Origin of the sequence: Mesorhizobium sp. B2-4-13 (assembly GCF_006658535.1) — a bacterium.
GTDB lineage: Bacteria > Pseudomonadota > Alphaproteobacteria > Rhizobiales > Rhizobiaceae > Mesorhizobium > Mesorhizobium australicum.
In genome coordinates this window covers 97435-117773 of sequence record NZ_VFVB01000015.1, presented here as the reverse complement: position 1 = coordinate 117773, position 20339 = coordinate 97435, and the positions used below count along the sequence as shown (strand labels likewise).

Here is a 20339-nt window from a genome sequence, read left to right as displayed (position 1 = left end):
CTCAGGCTCCCTTCATAACGATGGCCGCGTCCTGGACGGCGCGCACGATCTTGTCGTAGCCGGTGCAGCGGCAGAGATTGCCAGCCAGGCCGAAGCGGATTTCCTCCTCGGTCGGGTCGGGGTTCTTGGCCAGGAGATCCTTGGCCGCGATCAGGAAACCTGGCGTGCAGATGCCGCATTGCAATGCGGCGTGCTCCAGGAATTTCTGCTGCAGCGGGTGCAGCCGGTCCCCATGCGCCATGCCCTCGACGGTCTCGATGCGGCGGCCTTCGGCTTCCGCGCCAAGCACCAGGCAAGAACAGACAAGCCGGTCGTCGACGATGACGCTGCAGGCGCCGCAATCGCCCGTGCCGCAGCCTTCCTTGGCGCCGGTCAGCCCGAGCCGGTCGCGCAGCACGTCGAGCAGCGTCTCGTCGGGCTGGCAGAGATATTCGACATTGTCGCCGTTGATCGTGGTTGAAACCGCTACGCCAGCCATCATTTGCCTCCTGCACGTGCATAGGCGGTCTGTGCGGCCCGCCTGGCCAGCACGCCCGCAACCTTGCGCCTGAATTCGATTGTGCCTCTTTTGTCGTCGATCGGCCGGCAGGCGCCGGCGCAGACCTTGGCCAGCCGCTCCAGCGCTGCCTCGTCGAGCTTGCGGCCGATCAGGGCCTCGGCCGCTTCTTCCACCAAAAGCACGGTCGGCGCGGCGGCGCCGATCGCCACACGGGCGGCCGTCACGACGCCAGCACCGTCCAGCGTCAGGTTCACGCCGGCGCTGACCACGGCGATGTCCATCTCGGTGCGCGGAATGAACCTGAGATAGGCATCGGCCGAACGCGGCGCGGGCTTGCCGAGCAGGATCGCCTCGATGATCTCGCCCTTGGCGAGCGATGTCCGGCCCGGCGCGGTCGGCACCGTCTCGACGGCGATGGTGCGCTTGCCCGACGGGCCGACGACCACGGCCTTGGCGCCCGCCGCCACCAGCGCCGGAACGCTGTCGGCCGCCGGCGAGGCGTTGCACAGATTGCCGACAATCGTGCAGCGTCCCTGCACCTGCTTCGAGCCGATCAGCTTGGCAGCTTCGACCACCCCAGGCCAGGCCTTCTTCAGCGCGGCGTTCTCGCCCAGCACGGCGCAAGGCACGGCGGCGCCGATGCTGAAGCCGTCGGCGGTTTCCCTGATGTCGCGCAAGCCGGCGATCGACTTGATATCGATGATCAGTTCGGGTTCGACAAAGCCGCCCTTCATCCTCACTAGGAGGTCACTGCCACCGGCAAGGATGGCGGCCGGGCCGGCCGATCCGGCCAATTGGCCGACGGCGTCTTCGATTGAAAGCGGACGTATGTAGCGCATCGTCTCCCCTTGGTATCGCGATTTTCAGCGACCGTTATAAACAATCGTCTCATAATGACCATCCGTTTCCCGAGCCGAGGCGATTGGGCCAGGTGCGGCAAAATGCGGTCCACTCGACCTGGAACATGGCCGCGAAGCGTCAGCCAGTGGGGCCAATTGGGGCTTGACCGCCCCGCCCCGTGCGTCAATCCTTCCCGGCCAAGGGAGGAGTTTCCATGCGACGTCTGTTGGCTGTGCTTTGCGCCGTGACGCTGGGCGCGCCGGCTGGCGCCGCGACGCTCTATTACGGCGCCCGGGTTGGAATGGAGCTTACCATCGTCAAAAAGTCGGGCATCGGCTCCACGCACGCCAGCATCCTGGCCAGGCACGACAGGCGCAAGGCCCGCCTCTACTGCCGCGAATATGGCCATGATTTCACCGAGGAGTGCATTGATGCGGAAATGAACGCGCCCCTGCATTTCGAAATCACCGCCAACTGCAAGACCGGCGAATTCACCACCTTCTACGGCGCCGCCATGCTGTTCCAGGGCCGCAACAAGGGCACCGATGTGACGACCGATTACCGGATCACCGCCGTCGACGAGAAAGTGGTGCTGGATGGCTCCGGCGCCTCGGGCTACGATTATACGCTGGACCAGTTCAAGGCGCTCTGCCCCAACCGCGTGAAGTAGACCGGTCGCGAGGCCTGGCCCGCCAAAGCCCGGAACTTGGACCGTGGCCGGCACGGCCGTTTATCGTTAGCAGAGGACCGCAGTGGAGGCGAAAGACCATGACCCTGACCAATCGCGACATTGTCGAACTGACCGAATGGCGGCGCAAGCTGCACCGGCAGCCGGAAATCTCGAACGAAGAGGAGAAGACGGCGAAAGAGGTCGTCTCCTTCCTCGCCGACACCGGGCCGGACAAGGTGCTGACCGGCCTCGGCGGCAACGGCGTCGCGGCCATCTACGACAGCGGCAAAAACGGACCAACCGTCCTGTTTCGGTCCGAACTCGACGCGCTGCCCATCGAGGAACTGTCCGGCGTGCCGCATGCATCGCAAATTCCTGGCAAGTCGCATATGTGCGGCCATGACGGGCACACCGCTATCCTGGCCGCCCTTGGCCGCCAGTTCGGGCGCGAACGGCCCGCCAGCGGCCGCGTCGTGCTGATGTTCCAGCCCGCCGAGGAAACCGGCAATGGCGCGGCCGGCGTCGTCGCCGATCCGCGCTTTGGCGAGATCGCGCCGGATTTCGCCTTCTCGCTGCACAATCTGCCCGGCGTGCCGTTCGGCGAAGTCAGGCTCAAGCCCGGCGTGGTCAACTGCGCCTCGCGCGGCATGCGCATCGTGCTGGAGGGCAAGACCGCGCATTCCTCCATGCCCGAGACCGGAACCTCGCCCATGCCGGCGATCTCGGAGCTGATGCCGGCCCTGCCCGCGCTCGGCCGCGCGACTTTCGCCGACGATGATTTCTCCATGGTCACCGTCACCCATGCGCGGATGGGGGAAGCCGTGTTCGGCATCGCGCCCGCCCACGCCGAGGTCTGGGCAACGCTGCGCACACGCCGCGACGAGCGCATGGCGGACCTCTGCGCCGCCGCCGAAACCCTGGTCAAGGAGATTGCCGGACGCCACGGCCTCTCCGCCAGTTGGGACTATCATGAGATCTTCGTCGCCAGCGTCAACGCGCCGGATGCTGTCGAGCACCTGCGGCGCGCCCTCGATGAAGAGAGCGTCGCGCATGGCGAGGAAGCCTTGCCGATGCGCGCCTCGGAGGATTTCGGCCTGTTCGGCCACAGCGCCAGGTCGGCGATGTTCTTCCTCGGTGCGGGCGAGCGGCACCCTGCCCTGCACAATCCCGACTATGACTTTCCCGACGATTTGATCCCGATCGGCTCGAAGATCTTCATGAGGACCGCGCGCAACCTTCTCGGCTGATCTCGGCGGCATCCGGCCAGCACTGTGGCAAAGCTCCGTCCCCGATCGACTGGCCACCTGGATGCCTCGAACTGGATATTCCCAACGGACCGGATTGTGTGGCATTTGTGAGGGCAATGCGAGGAGTTCGAAAATGTACACGCCGCCCGCCTTCCGCGACGACGACAAGGATAGCCTGATCGCGACGATCCGCGCCGCGCGGCTGGCCAATCTCGTCACCGCCACGGCGGACGGGCCGCTCGCCACCCCGCTGCCGCTTTTTCTCGACGAGACCGAGGGCGAGCACGGCGTCATCCATGGCCATCTGGCCAGGGCCAACCCGCAGTGGCGCGTTCCCGCGGTCGGCGACGGGCTGGCCATCTTCATGGGCCCGGACGCCTATGTGACGCCGGCCTGGTACGCCACCAAGCAGGAAACCGGCAAGGTCGTGCCGACCTGGAACTACGCCGCGGTTCATGCCTACGGGCCGGTCGAGTTCTTCGAGGATGCGGACAGGCTGCTGGAGGTCGTCACCCGGCTGACCAACCTGCATGAGGGCGCGCGCGCCGCGCCCTGGGCCGTGTCGGACGCGCCGCCCGACTTCATCCAGTCGCAGCTTCGCGGCATTATCGGCCTGCGCATGCCGGTCGTCAGGCTCGAAGGCAAGCGCAAGATGAGCCAGAACCGCAACGCCGCCGACCGCGCCGGCGTGGCCTCCGGGCTGGCCGCGAGCGAGCGTCCGTCCGACCGCGAGGTCTCCGTCCTCATCCCGTGAAGGCACGACACATCACCTTGCCAGCACCAGGTCCGCGTCGTCGAGAACGTACCGGACATAACGGTAGTCGCGAATGAAGCTGATCCGGCCGTCGCGCCATTCCAACCACATGAAATGACTGGGTTTCGCGTCGGCCCGGTCTTCGAACACCGCGATCACCTCGCGGCCCTCGACCCATGCCGGCCTGAGCAACAAGCCGTCGCTCCTGGCGTAGATGGTGAAGAACATGCCGACGTCGGCGGCCCCTGCGCGCGGCTTGTGCGTGGACTGATGGAGCCTCACATCGTCGGCCAGCAGCGCGCGCAAGCCGTCCCAGTCGCGTCGGTTGAACAGATTGACGTAGCGCAGGATGGCCGCCGATGCGATGCGCGCGTCGGGAAGCGGATTGGCCTCGGCGTTGATCCGCCGAAGCCGGGCGCGGCCGCGCGCCAGATGCGCCTTCACCGCATCGACCGTGATGCCGAGCAGGGCGGCGATGTCGGCCAGCGGCTCGTCGAGCACATCCCTGAGGACGACCACGCTGCGTTGCGTCACCGGAAGCTCGGCGAAGCGCGACACGGCGGTTTGCACGGCTTGCCTGCGCATCAGCACCTCCACCGGGTCGGCTTCGTCGGCTATCGCGAGCGCCGCCTCGATCGGCTCCGCGGCGCGGATCGCGCGGCTGCGCAACAGGTCAAGCGCGCGGTTGTGGGCGATCCGGAACAGCCACGGCTTGAGCCGAGGCACCTCACACAACTCCTCCAGGGCAACGACGGCGCGCGCGAACGTGTCCTGCACGACATCCTCGCCGTCGATGACCGAGCCCATCAGGCGCGAACAATAGCGGTGCAGCTCCGGCCGCAAGGCAGTGGCAAGGGCAAGCAGCCCTTCCTGCCGGTCGCGCTCCACCGCTGGCTTCGCGTCGCTCAAGGACCGGCGCCCTCCATGATCGTCACCCCGGCGTCGCCGCTGAGGCCGAAGACGACGCCCTCGCCATACTGCGGGTCTTCCAGCAGCGAGACCACCCTGTCGCCGAACGCCCGGGGCGGCATCGGCGCGCCGAAGCGGGTGACGAATTGTTCCGGCGTGATGCCCATCGAGCCGGCATAGGCGCCGGCGGCCACATCGCCGATCCCGGTGGCGAGGATCATCTGCCGCGGCACGATCGCCTGGAAGCGTATGCCGAGGCCTTTCTCCTGCGCCACGCCATTGGCATATTTGGCCATGAACCAGAGCATCCGCTTGGCGCCGCCATAGCCGCCCGACATCTGCGACCCGGTGACGGCCGCACCGCTCGACCCGACCAGCACCCGGCTGCCCGGCCCGAGCGGCAGGTTCAGCGCCGCCTGCAGCCAGTAGAGCCCGGCCTTGACATCGGTTTCCCATGCGATGGAGAAGTCCTTCCACTTCAACTGGTCCAGCCGCCCCATCCGGGGCGTGGCGCCGGCGTTGAGCACCAGTATGTCAGGGCGGACCTCGCCAAGAATGCGATAGGCGGCGTCCTCGTCCGTGACATCGGCGGCGATGGTGGCGACCCCAAGCCGCGCACCGACCGCCTGCAGCGCCTCGGCGCCCCGCGCGACCACGGTCACGCCGGCACCTTGCTCGACAAGCGCTTCGACCAATCCGAGGCCAAGCCCACGGCTGCCGCCGGTGACCACGATTTTCTTATCCCTGAGGCTCATTTGACCCTGCTCCAGTGTTTCACTGTAGCTGAGACGTTTGAGGATCCGGAAAAGAGTCAGCCGTGGGGGAGATTTGTCGTCAGCCAGAAGCCGGGTCGACAGTCCGCGCCGCTGCTCGCTATGGATCTTGACGAAAATTGGTGCGCCGGTTTGGACATTGGGGCGCAACATGTGCTCCATGGCAGGTGACGAAGCGGTGGGGAAGAAGTGAAGCGCGTTTTTCGATTGTTTGCGGCGGCCGTCATGGCGTCCGCGCTGAGCGGCTGCACCAGCGTTTCCTACTACGCGCAATCGCTGGAGGGCCATGTCCGGATCATGGCCGCGCGCCAGGACGTTGGAAAACTGATCGAGGCCCCTTCGACGCCGGAGGCATTGCGCGCCAAGCTGACGTCGGCGAGCGCCATAAGGCGGTTCGCGACGGATGAGCTGGCACTGCCCGACAACAGCAGCTATCGCAGCTATGTCGACATCCACCGGGATGCCGTGACCTGGGCCGTTTTTGCCGCCCCGCAATTCTCGCTCACGCCCAAGACATGGTGCTTTCCGGTTTTCGGCTGCGTTCCCTACCGGGGATACTTCGATCGGAAATCCGCGACCGAAAGCGCCCTGGCACTTCATCGACAGGGGCTGGACGTCTATGTCACCGGCATCACCGCCTATTCCACGCTGGGCTGGTCCAGCGACCCGCTGCTCTCGACCATGCTGCGTCAGGACGACACCTATCTGGCGAGTCTTGTCTTTCATGAACTGGCGCATCAGCGCCTCTATGTGAACGGCGATTCCGCATTCAATGAGGCTTTCGCGGTCGCCGTCGAAACCACCGGCACGAGAAAATGGCTCCGCGCCGCCGGCGATCGCGCCGGATTGCGCCGCTACGAGGCCGATCGCAAGCGCAGCGCCGATTTTCTCGCACTGGTGTCGAAAACGCGCGACGAGTTGCGGCAGGTCTATGAAAGCTCCCGGCCCCCCGACGGGATGGCGGCGGCCAAGGCAGCCACGCTCGACAGGTTGCGGACGCGCTACCGGCAAATGCGCGACGGAAGCTGGGCCGGATACCGGGGATACGATGCCTGGTTCAATGCGCCGATCAACAACGCAAAGCTCGCAGCGACGTCTGTCTATGGCGAACAGGTTCCGGCGTTTATTCGCTTGTTCGATTTATGCTCCGGCGACTATCCGAGATTCTACGCTTCCGTTCGACGGATCGCTGACCTGCGCGAACCGGCCCGTGCCGAAGCGCTCAAGGCGGCGACCAGCTGCGATTGACCTGAGCAAACACGGCGGCCTTTGGCGTGCTCCGATAGCTCTAAGCCTGGTTCGCCAGGACCAACGGTCCTATGTGCGCGGCGAGCACGAAACGCTCGCATTGCTCGCCGTCGGACTCATCGATGAAGCTGTCGACATGTTTGAAGCCGAGCTTCGCCAGGATCCGCAGCGACGCGACATTGCGCGCCGCCGCCTCGGCCGTCACCTGTGCGAGCGCCAGGGTCTCGAAGGCGTAGCGAACCACTTCGCGTGCCGCCTCGGAGCCCAGCCCCTGCCCCCAATGGGTACGCCCCAGCACAAATCCCAATGCGGCCGACCTGGCGTCGTCCGCGCCAAAGGACAGGGTTATCGTCCCGATCGCGTCCGCCACGCCTGGCTGGTCTATCGACCATTTGATCGCCCGGCCGTCGGCGAACCGCTGACGCGCAAGGGCGAGCCATCGCGCGCCCGCGCCGATGTCGTCGGCAACGGGATCGCCGGCAAGGGAGGCGGATCCGACATCGCTCGCGCGCGCGAACCAAGCCGGGATATCCCGCTCGCCCGGCGCCCGAAGCACGAGCCTTGGTGTGGTGAGCCTGGGAACTGTTTTCATGGAGAGCATTTTCGCCCCGGGGTAGCGCCAATGCAACGGCGCTGAGGGCCGCGGCGGCTGACCGCCAGGCCGGAACCCCAAGGTGCGCCCAACCGCCTTCAGCGCCGCGGCGGGCACTTCAATCACTCCGGGGCCACCCGGCTACCGCCGGCCAGCGAGTGGCGTGAGATTTGGTGATGGCACCAGCCCACCATAGGGCGGGACTATGGCAGCGCGCGTTGGCGATTCGCCATGAACATAAACGGCTGTTGTGGGGCCGACAGCAGACCATCGGCTTCTCTGTCCAAATTCTCAGAACCGGCGACAATATAGTGGGCGCTCGGCTGGACAAAAAGCGGGACGGAGTAAAGCGTAGAGCTGCAATACTGAACATGCCGAGGAATAGTTCGGGCTTCACCAGATTGCCGACCGGTCGATCTCGTCGATGCGCGCCCGGCCGGTTAGCGCCATTGCCGCCTCGAAGTCTCTGCGGAGCAGGTTGACACAATAGGCTACGCCGTCGGCACCATCCGTTGCAAGTGCGTAGACATAGGGGCGACCAATCATGACGGCGCTTGCCCCTAGGGCAATCGCCTTCAAAACGTCTGTGCCACGCCTCACGCCGCCGTCGAGGATGATGGGAATCCGCCCGGCTACCCGCTCCGAGATGGCGGGCAGGGCGTCGATGGTCGCTGGCAGGGTGTCGAGGTTGCGCGAACCGTGGTTCGAGACGACGATGGCATCGGCACCGGTTCTGATTGCCTGCTCGGCATCGTCAGGATCGAGAATGCCCTTCAGGATAAGCGGTAGGGTTGTCAGCGAACGCAGCCAGGCAATATCCGCCCAGGTCGGCATCGCCCGCCGCTGCGCAGTGCCAACTTTGAGCACGCCGGTGTTACGGTCCTTGAAGTATGGCGTTGCGAGGCTGTCGGGAATTTTGAATCCTGCCCGGAACTGCCTGTGGCGATCGCCTGGCGTTGGCAAGTCGACAGTCACGCTGATTGCCTTCGCGCCCAGTGCCGCCATGCGCGATACGAGTTCGCCATTGAAACCGCGATCGCTTTGCCAATAGAGCAGGAACCAGACTGGAGACTGGCTCACCGCCACGCAATCCTCGATCGCCGCCGTCGCCGTGGTACCCAGAGTGAACACCGCTTCCGCCACTCCGGCGCCGCGCGCCGCTGCCACCTCGCCTTCCGGATGCACCAGCCGCTGATATGCTATTGGGGCCAGGATGATCGGATGCGGCAGACTTTGTCCGAAGAGCGTGATCCCGGTATCAAGTCTTGTCACATCGCGTAGCACGCGCGGCCTTAATCTGATGCGGTCGAATGCGGCTTCATTGTCACGCTTGGTGATTTCGTCGCCAGCACCCCCAGCAATGAACTCGTAAACTGCGTGCGGCAATACCTCTCGTGCCGCCGGTTCAAGATCCGCTAGGCAGAGAAACCGGGTCTCGATGTCGAGCGGCATGGCCCACTCCGGTCAACGTGTCAAAAAAGTCGGCTAAGTCCAAAGACAACATTCGCGCATTTGGCCGCTGGCCGCAAGACGGCGGCACAGCGCTCAGGGCAACGAACGTCGATGACCGGGCGGCGGAAACGCGGCCAGAGGCAGACCAGGAGCTTTGAGGCTTGGATCTTCAAAAATGACTTTCAGGGCTTGTCGCTCGCATCGACTTGATCGGCCCCGAAATTGCCGACCAACCGAGCCTGCCTGCTCCCGGTTGTGGGAGAAGGGGTCATGGCGGGGTTCGGCCCTGTGGGTCGGAAGGTCAGTCCGTGGATAGGGCAGTATGTCACCGGTCTCGGGTGCCGCGCACGATGGGCCCAGAGCCTTGCTGAATCCCGAGTGGGCCCTCGACATTCTCAAGTCAATGTCGTCGACCAACTCAAGCATTCTTCGCAGGGTCCCCGCTACGCTGCAACGGGCGCAATCGCTGGAGGAAAGCGCGTCCGACACGCGCGATCGTTACGCATGCGCGGCCCATGACGGCTGAGAGATCAAGCCGGCGAACCACTGATCCGCGGTGGGCCTTTTGCCTTTCGAGATAGTTGGCAAGCGCAATGTCGTGACACAGTGGTGCAACCGCGCCGCGCCACGCCGGATTGTGCCAAGACTCTTCATGCAAGGGATCGTCATGCCAGATGGGCCAGTCGATCGAGCTTGGGCGTTGCACGGCGTCCTCCTGAGACACGCGGAGTGAGAAACAAGGGGCTCAGTGCGGCAATCTCCTCGACAGCCGTGAGAAACGCGCAGCAACCAGCGTGATGGAATCGTGAAAAGCGCGATTTTGGCAGAATCACGGTTGAAATAGGGACGGCGACACGAAAGGATCGCCGGTGCGTGGTGGCTGTTGTGGCGGATCCGATGACCGGGCCTCATCTCTATCTACTGGGTGGTTTCGACTTTGCCGGCGTTGGGGCTGCGGTCCCCGCCTTCAGCCGCAAGGCGCGGGCGATGATGGCTTACCTCGCGCTGCAATCGGGACATGCGCAGTCGCGCGAAAAGCTCGCCGCCCTTTTGTGGGGTGGCAACAGCGAGACCCAGGCGCGGATGAACCTGCGACAAGCGGTTTCGGTTGTCGGCAAGGCTATGCAAGCTTCTGGCAGTGCTCGCTTCCTCAGGGATAGCGACAATGTCGCCCTTCATCTCGATGGCCTTGATTTCGATGTCGCGCGGTTCGAGGCGCTGGCAGCCAGCTCGGAGCCTGATAACCTCGAACAGGCGCTTGTCGTCTATCGCGGCGACCTGCTTGACGGTTTCGGCCTGAAGCAGGAGCCTTTCGAGGACTGGCTGCGGATCGAGCGCGAGCGTCTGAGGGGAACGGCTGTCGCGGCGCTGGACAGGCTGGTCGCGCATTATAGTGCAACCAAGGATCCGGCCTCCTGCGTCCGCGCTGCTACGCGCCTGCTCGCCATGGAGCCGCTGCGGGAGGACATCCACCGCGCCCTGATGCACGTCTATGCGGCGCAGGGCCGGATCAATCTGGCGCTCAAGCAATATGACAATTGCCGCGATGCGCTGCAGCGGGAGCTGAGGCTGCAGCCCGAGCCGGAGACAAGACATTTGCACGATACGCTGCGGGCCCGCCGCACGACATCGCCGCGTCCGGCCTCGGCCTCCGAGCCGCCGCGCGCCGAGGCGGGCGGCGAACCCCTGCGCCCCTCCACCCACTATGTCAAATCCTCCGGGGTCAGCATCGCCTATCAGGTGACCGGCGACGGGCCGATCGACCTGATCTATGTGCCTGGATGGGTCTCCAATCTCGACCTTGCCTGGGCCTCGCCACGGCTTTCGCATGTGTTCCAGCGGCTCGGCAGCTTCTGCCGCTTGATCCGCATGGACAAGCACGGCACAGGGCTATCCGACCGCAATGTCGGTTTGCCGACCATGGAAGAGCGGATGGAGGACATGCGAGCCGTGCTGGATGCGGTCGGCTCGAAGCGCACGGTTGTGTTCGGCGGTTCCGAGGGCGGCCCCATGTGCATGCTATTCGCGGCGACCTACCCCGAGCGCACGGCGGCACTTGTGCTCAACGGAACCTATGCCAGGGGCAGATGGTCGAAGGATTACCCTTGGGCAAGGACGGCCGAGCAGGTGGAAGAAGACCTGGCCACCATTGAGAGACAGTGGGGAGAGCCGGCGGACATGGGCAATGCGGCCCCCAGCCTGATGAACGACACGTCCGAAAGAGAATGGTTCGCCGCTTACCTCAGGAATTCAGCCTCGCCCGCAGACGCGATCTCGCTCTGGCGCTGGGGAACCGAAATCGATGTTCGCGACATCCTGCCTGTCATTCATGTTCCGACACTGATCGTTCAGACGTCGGGCGACCGCTGGGTCAAACGGGAAGAAGGACGCTACCTGGCAACGCATATCGAAGGCGCCAGATATGTCGAGCTCACCGGCCGGGATCACGTGATCTGGGGCGAGAATTCCGATCGCCTCGTCGACGAGATCGAGGTTTTCGTCACCAACGCTCTCCAGGCGACACCGGGCGAACGGCTCCTGGTGTCGGTGCTGTCGCTGGAGATAAGCGACCCGCATTCTGACTCCGGCGCAGATCTGATTGAGCGACACGCAGACGAGATCAGAAGCCAATTACTTCTCGCCGAAGGCAGGCAGATCAGGCGCTCGCCAAGCCGAATGCTCGCGGTGTTCCAACGACCGACGCGGTCGATCCAGTGCGCGATCGCGATCCGCCATCGCCTGAGACAATCCGGTCTGGATGTCCGCTCCGCGGTCCACACCGGCGAATGCGAGGAGCGCGGCGATGACTTCACCGGCATCGCGATCGAGCTGTCCTCGCGATTGCTCGACCATGCCCGGCCGGGCGAGATCATCGCGTCGCGGACGGTGCGCGATCTCGTGGTTGGCTCCGGCCTGACATTCGAAGATTATGGCGAGATGGAAGCGAGCGGGATGCCCGGCGTGCTCGCGTTCTTTTCCGTCAGTGGGGCGCCGTCCGGCGCTGGCGGGTGACCAGCCACGGATAGCCATTTCGGCCACGCGTTTGCACTTTGTGGTGGCTCAAAGCACGATGGGCACGGTGAGGAGTCTTGGCGCGGCCGCGACCTCCGCAGTCCTCCTTGCAATGTCTGCTATCAGGACTTGGCGAAGACAATTTATACGTCCGAAATGCGGCGCATTCCTGACGTAGGTAGCCAACGTGCGTCTCGTATCACATCTTGCGATTGCCCACCCGGTGGCAGCACGGCGGCCCAACCCGCCTGTCCTACACAAAGCTGTCACCAACTGAGCTTATCCGATCCTCGGGAATGAACCATCCACATGACACGCCTTGAAACCGCCGGCCGGAGGGCGATCGGGACATGTGGAATGCTGTTTTCGGAGACGACCATGCTTGAACGGACGGACAGGGCCGCACCCCATCGGAATCAGCCGACAAAACAGGATCTGTGGTTGAGCGAATTCGAGATTGTGCTGCGCGACCGTGTCATTGCCAATGGCGCGGTCAGGATCGAAGACGGCCTGATCGCGGAGATCCGCGACCAGCCTGTCGAGAATGCCGACTTCGTCGGCGGCGGCCGCCTGCTGCTGCCTGGTTTCATCGACATGCACGGCGACATGGTGGAACGGGAAGTGGAGCCGCGCAGCGGGGTCCACGTGCCGATGGAAATCGGCATCGCCGAGCTCGACAAGCGGCTGGCCTCCTGCGGCGTGACCACCGCCTATGCCGCGCTCTCCTTCATCGGCAACAGCGCCACGGCCGCCTTGCTGCGCTCGGAAGAACACACATCGTCCATCATCGAGACCATCACCGGGCTGAAAGACCACCTTTTGGTCGATCACCGCATCCATGCCCGCTTCGAGGTGACGTTCAGCGCGGCTGTCGGCGTGCTGGAAAGATTGATGGATGCCGGCAAGCTGCATTTGGTTTCGCTGATGGATCACACGCCCGGCCAGGGACAGTACCGCGACGTCGAACTGTATATCGCCCGCCTGGCCAAGGAGCGCGGCATGTCGATAGCCGACGTATCCGAGGTCGTCGGCAAGCGCATGGCCGATCGGAACGGGCATGGCGGTGTGCTCGGCACGCTGCAGGGCCTGTCGGCGTTTGCCCGCGCGCGCTGCATCGTGCTCGCCTCGCACGATGACGACACGCCGGAAAAGGTGGAATTCGTCCACGGCCTGGGAACCGTGCTCAGCGAATTCCCGGTGACGCTGGAGGCGGCGCGGGAAGCCCGCCGGCTCGGCATGTATACGGCCATGGGCGCGCCCAATGCGCTGCGCGGAGAATCCTATTCCGGCAATCTTTCCGCTCGCCAGGCCTATGAGGCCGGGTTGCTCGACATGCTGGCCAGCGACTATCACCCGGCCTCGATCCTGCCGGCCGTGCTCGGCCTGGCGAAACTGAGCGACGGTGGCCTGGCGAAGGCGGCGGCGCTGACGAGCGCCAACCCGGCCGCCGCACTCGGGCTCACCGATCGCGGCGCCATCGAAGCTGGGCTGCTGGCCGATCTCGTCGTGGCCGACCGCCAGCCGGTACCACGTGTGCGAGCCACCTTCCGCGCCGGCCGCATGATCTACGGCGACGGCACGCTTGAACCGGCGCAGAACAGGGCGATCGAGGGAGGCCGCGACCGGCCGACCGAGGGCAATCCCGGGACTGGTGCTTAGCGGTTCTCTGGGGAAAGCGCGTGGCGCTTTCCCCAGTAATTGCTAAAGATCGAGCGCCACCATCATCCCGCGCACCTCCGCCATTTCCAGCAGCAGATCCTGCAGGCCTTCGGTGGTCAGCGGCGCACCTGATATCGCCGGCAGTTCGGCGATACTCTCCCTCATCGAAATCACGGGAGCCCCGGTTTTTTCCGAAAGCAGCCGCGCGATGGCTACGCGGACAAGCGCAATCTGGTCAGGCATGATTCCCCTTTCATGCTACGATAACGGCACCATTTTCTTCATGCTGTATGCCTTGCCGCAACTTATGCGAGCATTCATTCACACTTGCAAGTCGTCTCCTTGATGTTCGTATAATCGACAGCCGCCCAACGGAGAGAGCGACGGCATCCCGCTGTGGTCGCCTTCCATGGCGCGGAGCAGGGCCAGCGGCACTTCATGCCGGCAGAGCCCGATCAAGTCCTGCCTTCCACCGTCACCGGCAATTCGGTGTATCTGTCGAAAATGGAATACGTGCCTGTCGGCTCGTTCAAAATCTCGAAACGGTCCAATGCAAACCTCAACCTTCCCCAGAACGCAGTAACGCACGCGTCCATCGGAGGTTGCATAAAAAATCGATTTTTTCGGGGAGGCGCGAAAGAGTTCCAATTGGCTCTTGCCGAAGCCGGCGGCCTCGCTCATCCATGGCGTACAGACACTGGGGCCAATGATGACCGACACCAGCCTTCACCTCGTCGAAGCGTCGATCGACCAATTGCGCCGAGCGCTCGACAACGGCGCCGTCACCAGCGTCGAACTGGTCGCGGCCTATGTCAGGCGGATCGCGTATTTCGACCGGCACGGCATCGCGCTGAACGCCGTGCCGGTGCTCAACCGTGAAATGTTCGAGGATGCCGCCGCTTCGGACGAGCGGCGCCGGCAAGGAAAGACGCTCGGCCCGCTCGACGGCATCCCCTACACCGCCAAGGACAGCTACAAGGTCAAAGGCCTGACGGTGGCCGCCGGCTCGCCCGCCTTCGAGCATCTCGTCGCCAACGAGGACGCCTTCACCATCGCCCGGCTGCGCGCCGGCGGCGCGCTGCTGATCGGCCTCACCAACATGCCGCCCATGGCCAATGGCGGCATGCAGCGCGGCGTCTATGGCCGCGCCGAAAGCCCCTACAATGGCGACTATCTGACCGCCGCCTTCGCGTCGGGCTCCTCCAATGGCTCGGGCACCGCGACGGCGGCCAGCTTCTGCGCCTTCGGGCTTGGCGAAGAGACTTGGTCGTCCGGCCGTGCGCCGGCCACCAACAACGCGCTGGTCGCCTACACGCCCTCGCGCGGCGTCATTTCGGTGCGCGGCAACTGGCCCTTGGTGCCGACCATGGATGTCGTGGTGCCGCACACGCGCAGCGTGCCCGACATGCTGGAACTGCTCGACATCGTCGTCGCCGACGATCCGGAAACGCGAGGCGATTTCTGGCGCGCCCAGCCTTGGGTGGCGCTGCCGAAAAGCTCCGCGATGCGGCCACGACGTTATACCGACCTGACGCTTGCGGGTTCGCTGAAGGGCAAGCGGCTCGGCGTACCCAGAATGTATATCGGCCGCGACACGGAAATAGATCGCCCGATCGAAACCCGCGCCTCGGTACTTGATCTCTGGGAACAGGGGGCCGCGGATCTGCGGCGGCTCGGCGCCGAAGTGGTCGAGGTCGACTTTCCCGTCGTCTCCAACTATGAGCGCGACCGCCCAGGCGCGCGGACCATGGTCGAGCGTGGGCTGGTGCCCGGGGACTTCGCCGACCGCGAAATCTGGGATCTCTGCATCTGGGGCTGGGACGATTTCCTGCGGGCCAACGCCGACCCTGCTCTGCCCGATCTCGCCTCGGTCGACGGCCCAAAAATCTTCCCGCAGCCACCGGGCACGCTGCCCGACCGCTATGAAGGCGGCTTCGATCTGGCGCAGTATGTCGAGCGGGCAAAGCTCGGCGTCGCGCCCTTGACCGACATTCCCACGATCGCAGATGGCATCAAGGGACTCGAGGCAACAAGACGCATCGACTTCGAGGACTGGCTGGACGCACAAGGCCTCGATGCCGTGGTCCTGCCGGCCGCCGCCGATGTCGGCCCGGCCGACGCCGACGTCAACGAGGCGTCAGCCGATCTGGCCTGGCGCAACGGCACCTGGGTCGCCAACGGCAATCTGGTCTGGCGCCATTTCGGCATCCCGACCGTCACCGTGCCGATGGGCACAATGGCCGACATCGGCATGCCGGTCGGCCTGACCTTCGCAGGCAAGGCCTATGACGATGAAAGGCTGCTTTGCATGGCCGGCGATTTCGAGCGTTCCACGCAGCGCCGCACCCAGCCGCCGCGCACGCCTGAATTGCCTGATGATGTCTTTTCGGATCATCCCGGCCAAGCCGGCACAGGCAAGACGCCGGCGCCAACCATCAAGCTTGCGGTCGAGACGCGCGCTAACGGTGATCAGGATGAGATTGCCATCACGATCGAAATGGTTGGCGAGATACCTGAAACGGCCAGCATCAAGGTCCATGTCAACGGAGAGGCCGTTGAGATGCAGCGAACCGGCATGCGGTTCACCGGGCAGGCGCTCGTCCCTGCCGCCGAGCATCGGCGCCTGCACAGCGTCTGGCGCGGCTCCTACGGCTCCATCGTGACTGCTGTCTTGCGGCTACAGGATGGACGCAGCGCCGGCGCCTATGTGGTCACCGGCGGAATCGAGTGATGATGCGCCGTACGGGCCGCCTTACCATGCACAACGGGCCAAGCCACGGAACCCAGCCGTGATCAAAGTCAAGCAACTCGCCCATGTCTGCATTTTCACCAACGACCTGGAAGAAACACGGCGCTTCTACGAAAATGTCCTTGCCATGGACATACAGTTCAATTTCCTGCGCGATGGCACGGTTTTCGGTTTCTACCTCAATTGCGGCGGCCGCAGCCATGTCGAGGTCTTCCAGAAAGAGGGCGCGCGGTTCAGCGAGACGGACCAGATCAACCATTTCTGCCTGGAGGTCGAAGACATCGACGCAGCGATCGCGCACATCGCGTCCATGGGCGTGGACATCACCGCCAAAAAGCACGCCTGCGACGACACGTACCAGGCCTGGCTGCGCGACCCCAACGGGGTGAAGATCGAACTGTTCGAATACACCGGCAAAAGCGCGCAATTCACCGGCGGCGACCGCGTCGCGGACTGGTAGGCTAGTCGCGCGCGGCCCACAGCAAACCGCGCTCCGTGATTAGCGCCATTTCCGGCACCGCGAACTCGTCCGCCGTATGGCCAAGGGAACTGTAAAACACCTTGCCCGCGCCATAGCGGCGCTTCCAGACGACCGGCATGACGACGCCGTCGATCCCGGGAAAATGCGCGTCGGTAAAGGTGGTTGTCGCCAGCACCTCGTTGCCCGGGTCGACATGCATGTAATATTGCTCCGACCGGTAGGCGAAATCGCTGACGCCTGTCGTGACCGGATCGTCCGGCCGGGTGATGACGACATGGTAGTCGATGATGTTGCCGGGATGCGCGACCCACTGGCCGCCGGTCATGAACTGGTAGTCGGGCTCCGCGCGAAAACTGTCGCCCATCGTGCCGTGAAAGCCGCCGAGCCCGCTCCCTAGGCGAACCGCCTGCGTCAGGTTGTTCAGCTCTGCCTTTTCGATCGTCGACATGGTGATGACAGGCACGATGAGATCGAATGATGCAAGGTTCGGATCGGCGAACATCGCTGTCCCCTCGCCGAGCGTGACCGCGAAGCCGTTACGCTCCAGCATGTCGCGGATGATGTTGGCGCTGCGCTCTGGCGTGTGGCCTTCCCAGCCTCCCCAGGCAATCAGGGCTTTCCTGGACATGCGGCAACCTCCCTCGATCCATTAGACCGACGACCGCTCCCCGCACCGGTCAGCGCCAGCCTAGCGCCGGCGCGACATGGGTGAGGATCGCCTCGATGACATGGGCGTTGTAGTCGACGCCGAGCTGGTTGGGAACCGTGAGCAAAAGCGTGTCGGCCTCGGCGATCGCCTCGTCCTGTGCCAGTTCCTTGATCAGCACGTCCGGCTCGGCGGCGTAGCTGCGGCCGAAGATCGCCCTGGTATTTTCCTCGATAAAGCCGATCTGGTCGCGGCTCTCATTGCCGCGCCCGAAATAGGCGCGGTCGCGGTCGTCGACCAGCGCGAAGATGCTGCGGCTGACCGAGACGCGCGGTTCGCGTTCATGCCCGGCCGCCTTCCAGGCTTCGCGATAGATGCGGATCTGCTCGGCCTGCTGGACATGGAACGGCTTGCCGCTCTCGTCGAATTTCAGCGTCGAGCTCTGCAAATTCATGCCGAGCTTCGCCGCCCATTCAGAGGTGGCGTTGGTCGCCGCGCCCCACCAGATGCGCTCGCGCAGGCCCTGCGAATGCGGCTCGAGCCTGAGCAAGCCGGGCGGGTTGGGGAACATCGGCCGTGGATTGGGCTGCGCGAAGCCTTCGCCGCGCAGCGTATCGAGGAACACCTCGGCGTGATGCCGCGCCATGTCGGCGTCGCTTTTGCCTTCCTGCGGCACATAGCCGAAATAGCGCCAGCCATCGATCACCTGCTCGGGCGAGCCGCGGCTGATGCCGAGGTGCAGCCGGCCGCCGGCGATGATGTCGGCCGCACCCGCATCCTCGGCCATGTAGAGCGGATTCTCGTAGCGCATGTCGATGACGGCCGTGCCGATCTCGATGCGGCTGGTCTTGGCGCCGACGGCCGCCAGCAGCGGGAATGGCGAGGCGAGCTGGCGGGCGAAGTGATGCACGCGGAAATAGGCCCCGTCGGCGCCGAGCTGCTCGGCGGCGACGGCGAGATCGATCGATTGCAACAGCGCGTCGGATGCCGAACGCACCTGCGATTGCGAAGAGGGCGACCAGTGCCCGAATGACAGGAAACCAATTTTTTTCATGGTCCTGAAGTATATGCGGGCGGCACATGCTTCAATGGCGAAAGAACAGGGTTACACACCGTCGCCCTCCGCAATAGCTTAAACGCGCAACACCAGAGAGGATGGGATGCTCAGGGGAATCCGCATCGTCGAGATCGAGGCGCTGGGACCGGCGCCCTTCGCCGGCATGCTTTTCGCGGACCTCGGCGCCGATGTCATCGTCGTTCACCGCAGGGAGCCGTCCGTGCCGGGCGCGCCCCAGCGCTCGCTGCTCGATCGCGGCAAGCGCTCCATCGCGCTCGACCTGAAGAATATGGATGACGTGGCCGTGCTGACGCGCCTCATCGCCACCGCCGACGGGCTGATCGAGGGTTTCCGGCCCGGCGTCATGGAGCGTCTCGGGCTTGGCCCGGAGGCCTGCCTCGCGGCCAATCCGCGCCTGGTCTACGGCCGCGTGACCGGCTGGGGCCAGCACGGTCCGCTGGCCGCCACCGCCGGCCACGACATGAATTATATCGGCCTGTCCGGCGCGCTCTGGTACGGCTCCTTGCCGGGAGAGCCGCCCATGGCGCCGCCGACGCTGGTCGGCGACGTCGGCGGCGGGGCGCTCTATCTGGTGATCGGCATGCTGGCCGCCATGATGAACGCGCGCGCCGGCGGCCAGGGCATCGTCGTCGACGCGGCGATCGTCGACGGCTCGGCCCATATGATGAACCTGCTGATGTCGCTCGCACAGTCCGGCGCGCTTGCCGCCGACCGCGGCCGGAGCCTTCTCGACGGACCGCATTGGTGCCGCGTCTACCGGACATCGGACGCCGGCTTCATCAGCGTCCAGTGCGTCGAGCCGAAATTCTACGCGCTCTTCCTCGACAGGCTTGGCTTGACCGCCGATCCGCAATTCGCCAGCCAGTTCGATCGCGAACTGTGGCCCGGGCTTTGCGAACGGCTGGCGGCGATCTTCGCCACGCGATCTCGCGACGCATGGGTCAAGTTGTTCGCGGGCTCGGACGCCTGTGTCGGCCCAGTCTTCAGCCCCCATGAAGCGGCCCAGCATCCGCACATGGCCGCACGCGGCACATGGCTGACGGTGGACGGCATCCTGCAGGCGGCGGCCGCGCCGCGCTTTTCCGGATGGGAACAAAAGACACCGGCCAAAAGCCCCATGCCCGGCGAACATGACGCAGAAATCCGCGCAGGCTTGCCGAGTTGAGGCGAGGTCCATGACAGTTCGGTCGATCGTGAAATTCCCCAATCCCCTCCTTCGCGCCGTGGCCCAACCCGTGGAGCTGTTCGACGACGATCTGCAGGCCTTGGCCAGCGACCTCATCGACACCATGCGCGCGGCCCCCGGAATCGGTATCACCGCCCCGCACATCGGCATTCTGAAACGCCTGGTCGTCATCCAGCTCCCTTCCGCGGCAAAACCGGCGATCTATGTAAATCCGGCCGTCGTCCAGGCCTCGACCGAAATGATCCGTCATGAGGAAGGCAGCGTTTCGATGCCCGGTGTCACCGACGACATCGAGCGGCACGCCCGCATCCGCGTTCGCTATCAGGATCTGGATGGCAATGAGCGGTTCGAGGACGCCGAGGGCCTGCTGGCGGTTTGCCATCAGCATGAGATCGATCAGCTCGACGGGCTGTTCTGGACGCACAGGCTGACCCGCCTCAAGCGCGACCGGCTGATCAAGCGCTATGGCAAGCTGATACGAGCCTCGTAGACGCCACGGGGCGGATCGCAATGTTACGCCGGGCGCGTGGCCGCGCCGGCGGAC

Annotated in this window: 20 protein-coding genes; 10 read left to right on the top strand and 10 right to left on the bottom strand. The window is 64.7% G+C overall.

Annotated features, from left to right (window positions below; genetic code table 11):
• Position 1: 1 nt before the first annotated feature.
• On the bottom strand, positions 2-478 hold the full coding sequence (locus FJ936_RS29110; protein WP_015316741.1) for a (2Fe-2S)-binding protein: 477 nt from the start codon (positions 476-478) through the stop codon (positions 2-4).
• Positions 478-1338 carry a xanthine dehydrogenase family protein subunit M gene (locus tag FJ936_RS29105; protein WP_140727143.1) on the bottom strand — a complete coding sequence of 287 codons (861 nt, stop codon included), beginning with the start codon at positions 1336-1338 and terminating at the stop codon, positions 478-480. Before FJ936_RS29105 ends, FJ936_RS29110 begins: the two co-directional genes overlap by 1 nt.
• A 215-nt stretch (positions 1339-1553) precedes the next feature.
• Here FJ936_RS29105 and FJ936_RS29100 point away from each other — a divergent pair, with 215 nt between their 5' ends.
• The 3 genes from FJ936_RS29100 (at position 1554) to FJ936_RS29090 (ending at position 4010) form a co-directional block, all read left to right on the top strand.
• A complete protein-coding gene (locus tag FJ936_RS29100; RefSeq protein WP_141907372.1) occupies positions 1554-2009 on the top strand; it encodes a hypothetical protein in 456 nt (151 codons plus the stop codon).
• Positions 2010-2107: 98 nt separating this feature from the next.
• Positions 2108-3256 (top strand): amidohydrolase, encoded by a 1149-nt coding sequence (locus FJ936_RS29095; protein WP_015316738.1) that lies wholly within the window; start codon positions 2108-2110, stop codon positions 3254-3256.
• 133 nt (positions 3257-3389) lie between these two features.
• Positions 3390-4010, top strand: a complete 621-nt coding sequence (locus FJ936_RS29090) for an FMN-binding negative transcriptional regulator (RefSeq protein ID WP_141907371.1) — start codon at positions 3390-3392, stop codon at positions 4008-4010.
• A gap of 12 nt (positions 4011-4022) precedes the next feature.
• On the opposite strand, the gene FJ936_RS29085 is transcribed toward FJ936_RS29090, so the two are convergent.
• Positions 4023-4919, bottom strand: coding sequence for a sigma-70 family RNA polymerase sigma factor (locus FJ936_RS29085; protein ID WP_141907370.1), 897 nt, complete (start codon positions 4917-4919; stop codon positions 4023-4025).
• Positions 4916-5674: an SDR family oxidoreductase gene (locus FJ936_RS29080; RefSeq protein WP_141907369.1), complete on the bottom strand. Its 759-nt coding sequence runs from the start codon at positions 5672-5674 to the stop codon at positions 4916-4918. The genes FJ936_RS29085 and FJ936_RS29080 overlap by 4 nt, the downstream gene beginning before the upstream one ends.
• 243 nt (positions 5675-5917) lie before the next feature.
• Here FJ936_RS29080 and FJ936_RS29075 point away from each other — a divergent pair, with 243 nt between their 5' ends.
• Positions 5918-6940: an aminopeptidase gene (locus tag FJ936_RS29075; protein ID WP_141907368.1), complete on the top strand. Its 1023-nt coding sequence runs from the start codon at positions 5918-5920 to the stop codon at positions 6938-6940.
• Between the two features lie 40 nt (positions 6941-6980).
• Here FJ936_RS29075 and FJ936_RS29070 read toward each other — a convergent pair whose 3' ends face one another.
• Both FJ936_RS29070 and FJ936_RS29065 read right to left on the bottom strand, forming a co-directional pair.
• The gene (locus tag FJ936_RS29070) at positions 6981-7541 is read right to left on the bottom strand and encodes a GNAT family N-acetyltransferase (RefSeq protein WP_246680585.1); all 561 of its coding nucleotides are present in this window, start codon (positions 7539-7541) and stop codon (positions 6981-6983) included.
• 384 nt (positions 7542-7925) lie between these two features.
• Positions 7926-8984, bottom strand: a complete 1059-nt coding sequence (locus tag FJ936_RS29065) for an alpha-hydroxy acid oxidase (RefSeq protein WP_140793197.1) — start codon at positions 8982-8984, stop codon at positions 7926-7928.
• An 897-nt stretch (positions 8985-9881) separates the two neighbouring features.
• Between FJ936_RS29065 and FJ936_RS29060 the strand changes: the two genes are divergently transcribed.
• Together FJ936_RS29060 and FJ936_RS29055 are read left to right on the top strand one after the other, a co-directional pair.
• Complete coding sequence (locus FJ936_RS29060) at positions 9882-11996, top strand: alpha/beta fold hydrolase (RefSeq protein WP_140727126.1); 2115 nt, start codon at positions 9882-9884, stop codon at positions 11994-11996.
• 435 nt (positions 11997-12431) lie between these two features.
• A complete protein-coding gene (locus tag FJ936_RS29055) occupies positions 12432-13655 on the top strand; it encodes an alpha-D-ribose 1-methylphosphonate 5-triphosphate diphosphatase (RefSeq protein WP_246680586.1) in 1224 nt (407 codons plus the stop codon).
• A gap of 42 nt (positions 13656-13697) precedes the next feature.
• Here FJ936_RS29055 and FJ936_RS29050 read toward each other — a convergent pair whose 3' ends face one another.
• Both FJ936_RS29050 and FJ936_RS30650 read right to left on the bottom strand, forming a co-directional pair.
• Positions 13698-13898: a hypothetical protein gene (locus tag FJ936_RS29050; RefSeq protein ID WP_140793201.1), complete on the bottom strand. Its 201-nt coding sequence runs from the start codon at positions 13896-13898 to the stop codon at positions 13698-13700.
• 78 nt (positions 13899-13976) lie between these two features.
• A complete protein-coding gene (locus FJ936_RS30650; RefSeq protein ID WP_181171497.1) occupies positions 13977-14375 on the bottom strand; it encodes a hypothetical protein in 399 nt (132 codons plus the stop codon).
• Here FJ936_RS30650 and FJ936_RS29040 point away from each other — a divergent pair.
• Positions 14365-16386 carry an amidase gene (locus FJ936_RS29040; RefSeq protein ID WP_140793203.1) on the top strand — a complete coding sequence of 674 codons (2022 nt, stop codon included), beginning with the start codon at positions 14365-14367 and terminating at the stop codon, positions 16384-16386. The two genes, FJ936_RS30650 and FJ936_RS29040, sit on opposite strands and share 11 nt — an antisense overlap.
• A 58-nt stretch (positions 16387-16444) precedes the next feature.
• A complete protein-coding gene (locus FJ936_RS29035) occupies positions 16445-16864 on the top strand; it encodes a VOC family protein (protein WP_140793205.1) in 420 nt (139 codons plus the stop codon).
• Position 16865: 1 nt separating this feature from the next.
• Here the strand turns inward: FJ936_RS29035 and FJ936_RS29030 are convergent, their stop codons facing one another.
• Both FJ936_RS29030 and FJ936_RS29025 read right to left on the bottom strand, forming a co-directional pair.
• Positions 16866-17513, bottom strand: a complete 648-nt coding sequence (locus tag FJ936_RS29030) for a ThuA domain-containing protein (protein ID WP_140793207.1) — start codon at positions 17511-17513, stop codon at positions 16866-16868.
• A gap of 49 nt (positions 17514-17562) precedes the next feature.
• Positions 17563-18585 carry an LLM class flavin-dependent oxidoreductase gene (locus FJ936_RS29025; RefSeq protein WP_140793209.1) on the bottom strand — a complete coding sequence of 341 codons (1023 nt, stop codon included), beginning with the start codon at positions 18583-18585 and terminating at the stop codon, positions 17563-17565.
• Between the two features lie 106 nt (positions 18586-18691).
• On the opposite strand from FJ936_RS29025, the gene FJ936_RS29020 reads away from it, so the two are divergent.
• Entirely contained in the window at positions 18692-19774 is a 1083-nt protein-coding gene (locus tag FJ936_RS29020; RefSeq protein ID WP_140793211.1) for a CaiB/BaiF CoA-transferase family protein, read from the top strand.
• A 10-nt stretch (positions 19775-19784) separates the two neighbouring features.
• Complete coding sequence (locus FJ936_RS29015; protein ID WP_140793213.1) at positions 19785-20285, top strand: peptide deformylase; 501 nt, start codon at positions 19785-19787, stop codon at positions 20283-20285.
• Positions 20286-20339: the final 54 nt, after the last annotated feature.

Excerpts from the sequence above, each read along its gene's own strand:
- FJ936_RS29110 (WP_015316741.1), bottom strand. The coding sequence starts at position 478 with ATGGCTGGCGTAGCGGTTTCAACCACGATCAACGGCGACAATGTCGAA.
- FJ936_RS29105 (WP_140727143.1), bottom strand. The coding sequence starts at position 1,338 with ATGCGCTACATACGTCCGCTTTCAATCGAAGACGCCGTCGGCCAATTG.
- FJ936_RS29100 (WP_141907372.1), top strand. The coding sequence starts at position 1,554 with ATGCGACGTCTGTTGGCTGTGCTTTGCGCCGTGACGCTGGGCGCGCCG.
- FJ936_RS29095 (WP_015316738.1), top strand. The coding sequence starts at position 2,108 with ATGACCCTGACCAATCGCGACATTGTCGAACTGACCGAATGGCGGCGC.
- FJ936_RS29090 (WP_141907371.1), top strand. The coding sequence starts at position 3,390 with ATGTACACGCCGCCCGCCTTCCGCGACGACGACAAGGATAGCCTGATC.
- FJ936_RS29080 (WP_141907369.1), bottom strand. The coding sequence starts at position 5,674 with ATGAGCCTCAGGGATAAGAAAATCGTGGTCACCGGCGGCAGCCGTGGG.
- FJ936_RS29075 (WP_141907368.1), top strand. The coding sequence starts at position 5,918 with ATGGCGTCCGCGCTGAGCGGCTGCACCAGCGTTTCCTACTACGCGCAA.
- FJ936_RS29070 (WP_246680585.1), bottom strand. The coding sequence starts at position 7,541 with ATGCTCTCCATGAAAACAGTTCCCAGGCTCACCACACCAAGGCTCGTG.
- FJ936_RS29065 (WP_140793197.1), bottom strand. The coding sequence starts at position 8,984 with ATGCCGCTCGACATCGAGACCCGGTTTCTCTGCCTAGCGGATCTTGAA.
- FJ936_RS29060 (WP_140727126.1), top strand. The coding sequence starts at position 9,882 with ATGACCGGGCCTCATCTCTATCTACTGGGTGGTTTCGACTTTGCCGGC.
- FJ936_RS29050 (WP_140793201.1), bottom strand. The coding sequence starts at position 13,898 with ATGCCTGACCAGATTGCGCTTGTCCGCGTAGCCATCGCGCGGCTGCTT.
- FJ936_RS29040 (WP_140793203.1), top strand. The coding sequence starts at position 14,365 with ATGACCGACACCAGCCTTCACCTCGTCGAAGCGTCGATCGACCAATTG.
- FJ936_RS29030 (WP_140793207.1), bottom strand. The coding sequence starts at position 17,513 with ATGTCCAGGAAAGCCCTGATTGCCTGGGGAGGCTGGGAAGGCCACACG.
- FJ936_RS29025 (WP_140793209.1), bottom strand. The coding sequence starts at position 18,585 with ATGAAAAAAATTGGTTTCCTGTCATTCGGGCACTGGTCGCCCTCTTCG.
- FJ936_RS29020 (WP_140793211.1), top strand. The coding sequence starts at position 18,692 with ATGCTCAGGGGAATCCGCATCGTCGAGATCGAGGCGCTGGGACCGGCG.
- FJ936_RS29015 (WP_140793213.1), top strand. The coding sequence starts at position 19,785 with ATGACAGTTCGGTCGATCGTGAAATTCCCCAATCCCCTCCTTCGCGCC.